At 55.7% G+C, this 11,605-nt stretch carries 12 protein-coding genes and 2 pseudogenes; 4 read left to right on the forward strand and 10 right to left on the reverse strand.

Annotated features, from left to right (window positions below):
* Positions 1 to 309: pseudogene (locus TCARDRAFT_RS16120) on the reverse strand (serine--tRNA ligase); the annotation flags it as partial.
* The gene (locus TCARDRAFT_RS16260) at positions 252 to 374 is read right to left on the reverse strand and encodes a hypothetical protein (protein WP_269635019.1); all 123 of its coding nucleotides are present in this window, start codon (positions 372 to 374) and stop codon (positions 252 to 254) included. The pseudogene TCARDRAFT_RS16120 and the gene TCARDRAFT_RS16260, both read right to left, overlap by 58 nt.
* Before the next feature lie 292 nt (positions 375 to 666).
* Here TCARDRAFT_RS16260 and TCARDRAFT_RS13945 point away from each other — a divergent pair, with 292 nt between their 5' ends.
* Positions 667 to 1,725: a YkvI family membrane protein gene (locus TCARDRAFT_RS13945; RefSeq protein WP_007290620.1), complete on the forward strand. Its 1,059-nt coding sequence runs from the start codon at positions 667 to 669 to the stop codon at positions 1,723 to 1,725.
* Here TCARDRAFT_RS13945 and TCARDRAFT_RS13950 read toward each other — a convergent pair.
* Positions 1,688 to 2,560, reverse strand: a complete 873-nt coding sequence (locus tag TCARDRAFT_RS13950) for an NAD(P)/FAD-dependent oxidoreductase (RefSeq protein WP_007290619.1) — start codon at positions 2,558 to 2,560, stop codon at positions 1,688 to 1,690. The genes TCARDRAFT_RS13945 and TCARDRAFT_RS13950 overlap by 38 nt on opposite strands.
* A 35-nt stretch (positions 2,561 to 2,595) precedes the next feature.
* Between TCARDRAFT_RS13950 and TCARDRAFT_RS13955 the strand changes: the two genes are divergently transcribed.
* Complete coding sequence (locus TCARDRAFT_RS13955) at positions 2,596 to 2,943, forward strand: hypothetical protein (RefSeq protein WP_007290621.1); 348 nt, start codon at positions 2,596 to 2,598, stop codon at positions 2,941 to 2,943.
* Between the two features lie 153 nt (positions 2,944 to 3,096).
* On the opposite strand, the gene TCARDRAFT_RS13960 is transcribed toward TCARDRAFT_RS13955, so the two are convergent.
* Both TCARDRAFT_RS13960 and TCARDRAFT_RS13965 read right to left on the reverse strand, forming a co-directional pair.
* A complete protein-coding gene (locus TCARDRAFT_RS13960) occupies positions 3,097 to 3,321 on the reverse strand; it encodes a ubiquitin family protein (RefSeq protein WP_040683496.1) in 225 nt (74 codons plus the stop codon).
* 17 nt (positions 3,322 to 3,338) lie between these two features.
* A complete protein-coding gene (locus TCARDRAFT_RS13965) occupies positions 3,339 to 5,042 on the reverse strand; it encodes an aldehyde ferredoxin oxidoreductase C-terminal domain-containing protein (protein ID WP_007290622.1) in 1,704 nt (567 codons plus the stop codon).
* Positions 5,043 to 5,200: 158 nt separating this feature from the next.
* Here TCARDRAFT_RS13965 and TCARDRAFT_RS13970 point away from each other — a divergent pair, with 158 nt between their 5' ends.
* The gene (locus TCARDRAFT_RS13970; protein ID WP_007290623.1) at positions 5,201 to 5,632 is read left to right on the forward strand and encodes an EamA family transporter; all 432 of its coding nucleotides are present in this window, start codon (positions 5,201 to 5,203) and stop codon (positions 5,630 to 5,632) included.
* Positions 5,633 to 5,662: 30 nt separating this feature from the next.
* On the opposite strand, the gene arsB is transcribed toward TCARDRAFT_RS13970, so the two are convergent.
* The 5 genes from arsB to TCARDRAFT_RS13995 all read right to left on the reverse strand — a co-directional run bounded on the left by arsB (position 5,663) and on the right by TCARDRAFT_RS13995 (position 10,861).
* A complete protein-coding gene (gene arsB, locus TCARDRAFT_RS13975) occupies positions 5,663 to 6,736 on the reverse strand; it encodes an ACR3 family arsenite efflux transporter (protein ID WP_007290624.1) in 1,074 nt (357 codons plus the stop codon).
* Positions 6,733 to 7,065, reverse strand: coding sequence for an ArsR/SmtB family transcription factor (locus tag TCARDRAFT_RS13980; RefSeq protein ID WP_007290625.1), 333 nt, complete (start codon positions 7,063 to 7,065; stop codon positions 6,733 to 6,735). Before TCARDRAFT_RS13980 ends, arsB begins: the two co-directional genes overlap by 4 nt.
* Before the next feature lie 398 nt (positions 7,066 to 7,463).
* On the reverse strand, positions 7,464 to 8,108 hold the full coding sequence (locus TCARDRAFT_RS13985; protein ID WP_007290626.1) for a histidine phosphatase family protein: 645 nt from the start codon (positions 8,106 to 8,108) through the stop codon (positions 7,464 to 7,466).
* Positions 8,109 to 8,119: 11 nt separating this feature from the next.
* Complete coding sequence (serA, locus tag TCARDRAFT_RS13990; protein WP_007290627.1) at positions 8,120 to 9,706, reverse strand: phosphoglycerate dehydrogenase; 1,587 nt, start codon at positions 9,704 to 9,706, stop codon at positions 8,120 to 8,122.
* A 3-nt stretch (positions 9,707 to 9,709) separates the two neighbouring features.
* The gene (locus TCARDRAFT_RS13995; protein WP_007290628.1) at positions 9,710 to 10,861 is read right to left on the reverse strand and encodes a pyridoxal-phosphate-dependent aminotransferase family protein; all 1,152 of its coding nucleotides are present in this window, start codon (positions 10,859 to 10,861) and stop codon (positions 9,710 to 9,712) included.
* Between the two features lie 535 nt (positions 10,862 to 11,396).
* Between TCARDRAFT_RS13995 and TCARDRAFT_RS14000 the strand changes: the two are divergent.
* Positions 11,397 to 11,605, forward strand: a pseudogene (locus TCARDRAFT_RS14000) (IS110 family transposase); the annotation flags it as partial.

Here is an 11,605-nt window from a genome sequence, read left to right on the forward strand (position 1 = left end):
ACCGGCGCACTTCCTGGTTGTCGTTTTCGTCCTTGCCGACCGGCACCGATTCATGCGGCACATTGGGGATGTTCAGCAGGATACTATTTAAATTTGCTTCCACCTCGCGCACCCGGCTGTCAAGAGCGCTGATGCGGTCGCCGACCAGGCGCATTTCGGCAATAAGGTCGTCGGCTGGTTCGCCATTCTTTTTGCGGCGGCTGACTTCCTGCGACACCGTATTGCGTTATTTTTCAGCCCCTCAACCTCGACTAACAGTTCCCGGCGCTGCTTGTCCAGTGCCAAAAACTCGTCCAGACTAATAGCCACCCCGCGGCTGGCCAGCGCCTGTTGTACTTTTTCCGGATTTCCCGGACAAATTTAATGTCAAGCATAGCACAAACCTCCTAAACCTGTCGGTACCTAACCCGGGACAATAAAAAAACCCCCGCCTTTATCAAGAGGGACGAAATTACAGTTTTATGATTAGTTTTTACTCTTTAATCTTACATTATACCGCCAAAAATGTAAAGCCATTCCAGCCCGTCAGCGCGGTGGCAATCGCTTTTATTGTACCAGTATTTCCCCAAAATCGTCAACATGACGGCTCTATTCCCAAAAAAATCCATGTCAGAAATCAGCGTGTTCATCATACATTTGTATCAGTGACGGCAAAGGGGGAATGTGATGCGCCACGTCCTGGATACCGCCCGCGTAGCGTTCACCTATGTCGGCACGGTTATCGGGGCCGGCTTTGCCTCCGGACAGGAACTGGTCCAATTTTTCGTAAGTTACGGCACTATCGGCCTGGCCGGTCTCGCCTTATGCGGCGTGCTTTTCGCCTGGCTGGGCGCCTATATTCTGCAGCTCGGCCATACTTTACGCGCCAGCGGCTACCACCAGGTGCTGCACTACGCCTGCGGCCGGCCCGCAGGTTTAGTCCTCGATAATATTACCGCTTTTTTTCTGTTCGGCGGCCTTACCATCATGCTGGCCGGCGCCGGCGCCGTCTGCCGCGATTACTTTGGCCTGAATTATAATACCGGTTTAGCGGCTATGGCCCTTATTGTGGCAATGACCGTTATGACCGGCATGAAAGGCATCTCCCTGATTAACGTGATCGTAACCCCGCTACTCATCATCTCAACAGTTGTTATTGGTGTCAACTCCCTAATATACCACGGCGTCAGTCCCGGCCTCCTGGCCATACCGCCACTGCCGGGCAAGCAGCCGGCGCCGAACTGGCTGCTTGCCGGTCTCTTATACGCTTCGTATAACCTTATCCTGGGCGCTACGGTCCTTGCGCCCCTAGGCGCCCAGGTCACCAGCCGCCAGGCGCGGCTGGCCGGCGGGGTGCTGGGTGGAATGGTCCTGACGCTGCTCGGTCTTTTTATCGTAATTGTGACGATGCTCCATTATCCGCGCATATTAAGCTATGAGGTGCCGATGCTGTACATATCGGAGGCCCAGCAAGGCTTAAGCCATTACGGTTATGCCTGCATGCTGATCAAAGCCATGTACAGTACCGCCCTCGCCAGCCTGTACGGGTGCACGAGCAAATTTCAAAGCGCCACCGGCTTGGCCTTTCTCCCCAGCCTACTCATACTCACGGCAGTGGCTCTGGCCGTTAGCCAGCTGGGCTTCGCCAATCTCATCGGCTTGTTATATCCGTTTTTCGGCTATGCCGCCCTAATCTTCACCGTCCGGCTTATTTGGCTTTCGCTTCGAGATAGTTTATGGCGCTAAGCACGGCCACCAAACCTTCGCCGGTAGCTTTGGCGATTTGCCAAGGCTTGCCGGTGCAGTCCCCAGCCGCAAACACCCCGGGGATATTGGTGGACAGATCGCGCTTGACCTTAATTACTTCCCCCTCCATTTCCAGCCCGGCCAAAATGTTTTCCACCGGGTCAGACTGACGAAGGATGAAAACCCCATGCACCGGAAGGTCTTCCTTATCGGTGACCAGCCGTTCAACCTGGCTGTCGCCGGCAATGGCCTGGGGTTTGCGGTCAGTCACAATTTTGACATTGGCCCGCATGGGCGGCAGCTGGCCTCGGTATTGGGGCAGATAGTAAACGGTTCGGCACAGCTCGCCTAGGTATTCGGCTTCATGCTCGCCTTCTTTGGTGTAGGAAATGACAGCAACGTCCTTATCCTTATAGAACATGCCGTCACAGGTTGCGCAGTAGCTGACGCCCCGGCCCAAAAGCTCGCGCTCGCCGCGCAGCAGCCCGGTAGGGACGACGCCGGTGGCGAGAATGACGGTCTTAGCCTGATACATGTTGCCCGGAGTAATCAGGGTAAACGTTTCCCCGGTCGGGAAGATATTAATTACCTTCTCTTTGATAAGCACCGGGTTGTGGGCCAGACAATGGGCGACAAACTGCTGCATCATCCCCTGGCCGGTAATCTGGGGCATGCCCAGATAATTGTCCACCAAATGCGCCTTTTGCAGTTTGGGGCTGAATTCCGACCGTTCGAACAGGGCGACCTCTTTGTTGCGGATGCGGCCGGTGAGAGCCGCCGACAGCCCGGCCGGGCCGCCGCCGACGATGGCAATATCGTAAATGGTTTGTGTCATAGATCCTCTCCTCCTTGTGAAAGGGGTGTAAAAATATGTATAACTACCGAATCATGCGTGTTTCCGGCCTGGCTGTTTTCCGCCTGCTGTTTGTGGCCGGGGCCGTCCTCGGCGGTAGCGGCGGCCTGATTCTGGGTCTGATAGAACGGGATGCCGTCGGCCTGTTGGGCGGCGCCTTTCTCGGCCTGGTCACCGGCCTCGGCTCCGGCCTGACCGGCCTGGTCTATGTCTTAATTTTTAACCTCATCGCCCCCCTGATCGGCGGCATCGCCATCCGGGTGGAAAAACTGACCGCACCGGATGACGCCGCATCAGCTGAACCAACCGCCGACCCGGCGCCACCGCCACCGGACGTCGACAGCCAACACCAACCGGCCGGCTAATCATCTTCAGCTTGTTCTGGTCACACTGTTTTTATTCTGCCCCCAATTGCCAAATCCTGCTATTGGCTTGGACAAGCTTGCCCACTAAAACCGCAAAGATAATCATGCCAATAAATTGGCGCCACAAAATGCGGTTATAAACTTATCTTTCAATTATCCGCCGCACAGCAAAGGCAGGATGATAATGGCGCCGCTGGCGGTAAGCCTGTCATCCGGGCAAACGGCTTGGCCGTTATAGACGACCAACACTTCGCGCACATCAGCCAGCCTCGCCTTCGCCAAAATTTCCGCGACCGTCGCCCCCTGCGGCGCCGTCAAGTGCAGCGTCTCTTTCCGCGACGGTAAGCGGCATTGGATTTCCAAGTTGATCTGCTGCATCCCAACCTCATTCCCATTTAAAATGTCAGACTTGCCAGTTCTTCATCGGTGATGTCAAAGACGGTGCCGGTTTCCGGATTGGCTTCGTCGTAAAAGTGTTCCGGCAGGCGGTCGTGGGCGGCGGTAAAACCGGCCCGGCGGTTAAATTCTTTTTCTGTTCGCAAATACTGGCGGGTAAGCTGTTCCAGATCTTGGGCGGTAAGGCTTGAGCCGTAACGGGCATTGACCAATTCCGCCAAGATAGTGCTGTCTTTCAGGGCCGGAGCAACCATCATGCAGAAGCCCAGTGCATCGAGCATGCCGATTTTGATTTGGGCGCCCTGCGACAGGGCTACCTGCCCGTCTTTGAGGTGGTGCTTAACGTTGGCCCGGGCGACGTTGCCGGCCGTATGGTCGGCTCCCATGGCCGTGGTGGCATAGGTGACGGCTGTCCCCTTTATGGCCCGCGGCTCATACGCCGGCATGCCCTGCCCTTTGACCGCGGGAATGCGGCGCACGCCGAAGACCTTCGCCGTCACCACACAGCCGGAAGCAATGATGCGGCCCAGATAGGTGCCGGTTACCACTTCTTCCATCAGTTTAAGAAAGGCGTCCTCATCGCCGAAGGGCAGCACGCCGGCCTCCATCGCCACCCCGATGGCACAGCCGATTTCGATGGTGTCAACGCCGTAATCGTTGCAAAGCCTGTTGGCCTGAGCCACCACGTCCAGGTTAGCAATTTCCAGGTTGCTGCCCAAGAGGCCCAGCGTTTCGTATTCCAGCGGTGCCACCACTTCCCGCCCTTCCTGATCAGGATAAACGTTGGAGCAGCGCACCAGACAGCCCGGCATGCAGGCATGGGTCGGCCGACCGGCGCCACCACGGCTGACAATGGTCTGATATAACGCCTCGCCGTTAAGTTTATCGGCCCCGGCAAACCGGCCGGTGCGGAAATTGCGGGTCGGCAGACCGCCGATGGCATTGGTGATTTCCATCATGGCCGCCGTACCGTATTTGGGGAAATATTCACCGGTCTGAGGGTTATTTAGCAGCAGTTGGTGAAACTCGCGTCCTTTGGCGGCAAATTCATCCGGCCTGGCCGCTTCCGCCGGCGCACAGCCGGTATCGTCGAGCACAATGCCGATGAGGCCTTTGGCCCCCATGACCGCCCCCAGGCCACCGCGGCCGCTGAAGCGAGTCGGCCGCCCGTCCGGATCGTTATTGGCAATGCCTGCCGTCAGCAGGCGCTGTTCGCCGGCCGGACCGATGAGGATGAGCCCGACATTGGCGCCAAACTCCTGGCGCAGTAGCGCCGCCTTCTCGGTAATCCCTTTGCCGGCAAGCTGGTCCGCCCGGCGAAGTTCGCCGCCGTTTTTATTTAGGACAAGCAGATACCGGGCATGATCCTCCCGCAGGCCCTCGACGACAATGGCGCGGTAGCCCAACCGAGCCATTTTATAAGCGGCAATACCGCCGGCATTGCTTTCCTTAATGCCGCCGGTCAGCGGGCTCTTGGCCCCGATTGACAGCCGGTTGGCACAGGAGATTGTCGTGCCGGCCAGCAGGCCGCAGGCAAAAATTAGCTTGTTATATGGCCCGAGCGGTTCGGCATAGGGCACGACTTCATCAAATACCATCCTGGATGTCAACGCCCGTCCGGCCAGATACCGGTATTCTTGCGGCAACGGCTCGCTGGCGACGGTCAAATGCGTCATATTAACCCGTAAAATCCGATCAAGCATCTTTTACCACTCCCCCAAACATGCGGCAAGAAACCACCGCATTACCTTTATAAAAACAATGATAAATAAACTTGGCAAATAATTCAAACAAAAATTAATCGCCCCTTGGGGGACGACGGCATAACGTGTAAAATGTTAATTATAGGAGGTGAAACATAGTGGATTATCTCTGGCTAATTTATGGACTATTATCGGCGGTAACGGCGGCGCTGGTCGCCGTCTTCGGCAAGATCGGCCTGCAGTCGGTTGATGCCAACACGGCCACGGCCGTCCGCGCCGTCATCATGGCCGCTTTTCTGTGGGTCGTAGTTTTCTTCCAGGGCAATACCGGCCAACTGCCGGCGATCATCGCCGATAAAAAGACTTTGGCTTTTATTGTGCTGAGCGGCGTGTCGGGGGCCCTTTCCTGGCTGTTCTATTTCTTGGCGCTAAAAGTCGGCAAAGTCTCCCAGGTCGCGCCCATTGACAAGCTGAGCGTGGTTCTGGCGACGGTTATCGCCATCGTTTTCCTAGGCGAAAAAGTCAGTTTCCTCAATGGCCTGGGCGTAGCGCTCATCGCCCTTGGCGCCGTCCTGGTAGCCTTAGGGTAGCTGCCGCTTACCCTTGGCGGCGGAGAAACGCTAATCTGCTCCTCCTACTTTTGCCTGGCCGTCAGCCTGAAAATACTTTTCGGCGAAGCGGAGCGCGACCCCAACCAAACCGATCATAACCGGCACCTCGATTAGGGGGCCGATAACGGCGGCGAACGCCTGGCCCGAGTTTATGCCAAAAATGGCAACCGCCACGGCAATCGCCAGTTCGAAATTGTTGCTGGCCGCCGTAAAGGCCAGCGTAGTTGACTGTTCATAATTTACCCCTAACCGCCAGCTCAAAAAGAACGATAGCAGGAACATAATGACAAAGTAGGCTAAGAGCGGGATAGCGATCCGGACGACGTCCAGCGGCAGCTGGATGATATAACTTCCTTTAAGAGAAAACATCACAACAATGGTGAAAAGCAGAGAAATCAACGTAAGGGGACTGATTTTCGGCAGGAAAACCTTCTCATACCACTCCCGTCCTTTGGCGGGAAGGAGGAAGGAACGGGTCAGATAACCGGCGACAAATGGTATCCCCAGATAAATGGCCACGCTCAAGGCTACGTCGCTCATGGCTACATGAACCTCCATGCCCTTAAGGCCAATCCAGCCAGGAATAACGGTAATGAACGCATAGGCGTAAACCGAATAAAAAACAAGCTGGAAAACGGAGTTCAGCGCCACTAGCGCCGCGGCATACTCGGCATCGCCTCTGGCCAGCGAGTTCCAGACAATGACCATGGCGATGCAGCGGGCCAAACCGATGAGAATTAGCCCGACGAGGTAATCCGGTTTGTCCGGCAGCAAGAAAACGGCCAGCACAAACATCAGCACCGGCCCAATAACCCAGTTCTGGATAAGCGACAGGCCAAGAACCTTCCCGTTCCGGAATACCTTGCCCATCTCTTCGTATTTGACTTTCGCCAACGGCGGATACATCATTACAATCAGCCCGATGGCGATGGGTATCGAGGTCGTACCGACAGACATAGCGTCAAGCCATGTTGCCACGCCTGGAAAAAGGTAGCCGCCGACAACGCCAACCGTCATCGCCAGGAAAATCCACAGGGTTAAGTAACGATCTAAAAAGGACAGCCCGCCTTGTGGTTTGGTCATTCTTCTTCCTCCTCTTGCTGAATTTGGTACGGCGAACAAGGCCTGCGCCTCGCCTCGCCCTCATCCAGCCGCCTAATCTGCGTTAAAAACGCTTCAATCAACCTAAACGCTTCCGGATTTAAACTATAAAATACCCATTTGCCTTCCTTGGCATCGTCGATTACGCCGGCCTGCCGCAATATTTTCAGATGGTGGGATATGGCCGGCTGCGACAGCTTAAACGCGTCCATAATCTCGCACACGCAAAGCTGGCGTCCTCTAAGCATCTTTACGATTTCCAGCCTTGTTTCATCACCTAATGCCTTGAAAATCTGGGCTAAATCTTTCACGCCATGCACCACTTTCGCTTACCAATTTTATGAGGGGCAAGCACAATGCTTTACAATTACCCTCTTAATATTTTGGGTTCCATATAGTAATATCTGCGGAACAACAAGATGAACATGCAGGTTTTGGGACAAAGTCCATAGCAAATTACTTTAACATATTTAAAAACTTAAATCTATTTATATGATAACCCTCTTATCCTGTCTGCGTCAAGACACTTTCAGTTAATCTATCTTCAACCCAACCTGACGTAAAAAAACTACTGGAATTGTATTAGCATGAATATTCACCACCTGAAAGCCAAAAGATACAAATAAGCCGACCCTATGGTCGGCTTATTTGCTGGTAATTATTTTTTAAAGTTGGCATTGGCAACGGCTAATAAATTCTTGTCCAGACCTTATAGCCCTCTTTGTTCAATACCGCTGAACAAAAAGCCGAGATGCGCCGTCGAATTCATCAGCACCAGCCGCCAGCGGCCATTGTCCTGATATTCAAAGACATTGATGCAGGTATTGTCCTGCTTGACCTGCCAAAAATGGGACAGGTCAATATCCAGGATGGAGCATAGCACCGCCTTGTTGACCGCGTCGTGGGCCACCACCAGCACCGTCTGACCGCCGTGGCGAACCGCATAGTCGCGGAAAGCGGCCATGGCCCGGTCGCGCACATCGGCGATGGTCTCGCCGCCGGGCATCTTGACATCGACCACCGTCGTCCGCCATTTTTCCAGCAGGTCCGGATAGCGCGCCGCCACTTCGCTGGCGAGTAACCCCTCCCACTCGCCGTGATTGATTTCCAGCAGCCGGTCATCGGCCGTAACGGCAAGGCCGTGATGGCGGGCGCACATGACGGCCGTATCGTAGGAGCGGGACAGGGGGCTGGCGTAACAGGCGTCAATCGGGATATTTTTGAGCGCCTCCGCCACCCTTTCACCCTGCCACTTCCCAAAGTCGCTAAGCGGCGTGTCAATCTGCCCCTGGTAGCGGCCTTCCCGGTTCCAGGTCGTCTCACCGTGGCGTACTAAAATAAACCGTGTCGCCATAGTACCCCTCCTTAACCGGCATTGAAGTTGACCAATTTGGCGCCGAGAATGCCGTCGACGGCCTTAATTTTCAGCATAACCGGCGTGGGAATGTCACTTTCCACCGCCATCACCATGATATTGGTGCCGGCCTGTTCGGTGCGGCCGACCTGCATGCCGGCGATATTGATGTTGTGCTCGCCCAGAATAGTGCCCACCTTGCCCACCATCCCCGGTTTGTCGATATGGGGACCGATCAGCAGCCAGCCCTGCGGGTCGACGTCGACGCGATAGCCGTCAATCATGACAATGCGTCCTTCCGTCTTGCCGAACAGCGTACCGGCCACCATATGGACGGTCTTGTCGGTGCGGACCCTTACGGTGATGAGGTTGGCGAAGTTGGCCGTCTCTTTGCTCTTTATTTCCTTGACTTTAATGCCCCGCGCCTTGGCGATGCCGGGCGCATTGACATAATTTACGTTTTCCTGCAGGATGGGGTTGAGCATCCCCTTGATGACGGCCGTGGTAACGAGACGCGTATCTACCTCACTAATGTCGCCGTTATACTCCACGTCCACGGCGCCGATGCGGCCGTCGGCCAGGTGAACGGCCAGACAGCCCATTTTTTCCGCCACCTTGAAGTAGGGCTGAATGACTTCCAGCACATGGGGCGGGATGGGCGCCATATTAACCGCCGTGGTCACCGGCTCGCCCCGCAGCGCGGCAATGATGCCGCGCGCGACATCCACCGCCACGCCGACTTGGGCTTCGGCGGTCGAGGCGCCAAGATGGGGAGTAAGTACCACGTTGTTTAGCCCAAGCAGCGGATTATTCGGGTCAACTGGTTCCTTTTCAAAAACGTCTATTGCCGCGCCGGCCACAGTGCCGTCCTGCAGGGCCTGGGCCAAGGCGGCCTCGTCGATGATGCCGCCGCGGGCGCAGTTAATGATGCGCACCCCCCGCTTCATGCGTTTAAACGCATCCTGGCCGAGTAGGCCCTTGGTGTCAGGCGTCAACGGCAGGTGGAGGGTAAGAAAATCGGCGGCGGCCAGCACCTCGTCCAGCTCAACCAGCTCAACGCCGAGCGCCTTGGCATTATCGGCATTGATAAATGGGTCGTAGGCCAGCACCGTCATTTCCATGGCCATGGCCCGTTTGGCTACCCCGGCGCCGATGCGGCCAAGACCAAGGATGCCGAGCGTTTTGCCCCTGAGTTCCACCCCCATGAACTTGCTGCGCTGCCACTCACCGGCCTTCATGGTGGCGTGGGCCTGGGGAATGTTGCGAGCCAGGGCCAGCATCATGGCCATGGTATGTTCGGTTGCGGCTACGGTATTGCCTTCCGGGGCGTTAAGAACGATAATGCCCCGTTTGGTGGCCGCCTCGACGTCAATATTATCGACGCCGACACCGGCCCGGCCGATGACTTTCAGGTTAGCCGCGGCGTCAATGACTGCCTTGGTGACCTTGGTCTCACTGCGCACGACCAGGGCGTCATAGGCCGGGATCACGCGGATAAGTTCTTCCGGCGGCAGTTTATGCCTGATATCTACCTCAAAGTGCTGCTGCAAGAGTTTTACGCCTTCGGCGGAAACAGGATCAGCAACCAATATTCTCATTCACTATCCCTCCATAAGTATTTCTTGCGCGGCGCGCACCCCGGCGCCCAGCTCGACTTTGTGTCCGAGCAGGGCCAGCGTCATTTCCAGGGCAGCCAATGTCACCAAAATATCGGTTTGGGCAACATACCCGAGATGGCCGATGCGGAAGATCTGGTTTTCCAGCTTTTTCTGGCCGCCGGCCAACGTGATGCCGAAACGTTCGCGCATGGTCTTTTGAATTTTTTTGGCTTCTATCCCGGTCGGCGGCAACACGGCGGTCACCCCGGGCGAGGCAACCTTGTCGTCGGCCAATAGCCCCAGCCCCATGGCCCGAACGCCGGCCCGCAGCGCCGCCCTCAATGTCCGGTGGCGGGCAAAAATGTTGTCCAGACCCTCTTCCTCAATCAGCCGCAGCGCTTCCGCCAAGCCGAACAAGAGGCTGACGGGCGGTGTATACGGATTCTGCCCCTTGGCCAGCGCTTTTTTGACCGCCTGGGCATCCCAGTAGAACTTAGGCATGGTGCTTTGGGCGCATGCCGCCCACGCCCGCTCGCTCAGGGCCATAAAGCCCAGACCCGGCGGCAGCATCAGCGCCTTCTGCGAGCCGGTAATGACCACATCCAGCCCCCACTCATCCATCGCCAGGTCCATGGCGCCGAGGGAACTTACGGCATCCACCACCACCAGGGCAGGATGGCCCTTGCACGCCGCCGCCAGGGCCTGAACGTCGTTGGTCACACCGGTCGACGTTTCATTATGGGTAAGAAAAACGGCTTTGATACGGCCTTCTTTGTCGCCGGCCAGGCGCTCGGCCAAAACGCGCGGGGCGGCCGCCTCCCCCCAGGCAAAATCCAGCTTTTCCACGACAGCGCCGAATTTAGCGGCAATTTCGGCGAAACGATCGCCAAAGACGCCGATACTGACCACCAAGACATGGTCGCCTGGCGACAAGATATTGACCACCGCCGCTTCCATCATGCCCGTGCCGGCTGCCGGATAGGTAAGCACATCCTGTTTAGTCTTGAAAACAGTTTTCAGCCGGTCGCTCACATCGCGAAACAAGGCCTCGTACTGCGGGCCGCGGTGATTGATGACCGGGCGGTGCATGGCCTGCAGCACCCGCTCCGGCACAGCCGTCGGCCCAGGAACCATCAAATACGGTTTTTGTAACATAAACAATTCCTCCCTTTATTTAAAGCTTTTTTATTTTTTGTAACTAGAGTAAAGTGCTGCCGCACCTCATACCTCATACCTCATACCTCATACCTCATACTTCATACCTCATACCTCATACTTCATACCTCATACCCCCTTGTATATTAAGAGTAGCGACCAGTTGATTAACATAATCAACCAAAGCTGCTCTTCTTTATTTTTGAAAATGAAACATCCTCAAAATCTCTTTACGGTCCTGGGATGTCTTTGGGAAAATAGCCATAGGTGGATGTCTACCAAGGGAATGTTCCGTTTCCCCCTGTTGCCCCTCTTGAAGGGTTCTTCCACAGTAAGAGTGTTCCCCTGGCCCCATGGTATAGACCTACACGCTGAATGTTTCCCGTTCGGCCGCCCCTTCCGCCAGCAGAGGAAGGCTTGTGCACCGGTGGCCTCCGGTGTATTCCAATAGCACGCAAGGCTGTCGTTCATGGGTTTCCCAGGGACATCCCAGGACCGTAGACATCCTCATCCTGTTTGAAAGGAGGTGTTTCCTATGCCATCTCCCTTGTTTGTCGGAATTGATGTAAGCAGTCAGGACAATGTTGTTTGTTGCTTAACACTTCAGGAAGAAAAACGGCCTTTGTGTCGTTTTTCCGTTGCCAACAACCGTCCTGGCATCTTAGAATTCCAGGACCGCATTGTCTCTCTTGTCCATAAACACGGTTTTGATCAAGTCCTCTTTGGCTTGGAACATACAGGTTG

The sequence above is a fragment of the Thermosinus carboxydivorans Nor1 genome, from assembly GCF_000169155.1.
Classification (GTDB): domain Bacteria; phylum Bacillota; class Negativicutes; order Sporomusales; family Thermosinaceae; genus Thermosinus; species Thermosinus carboxydivorans.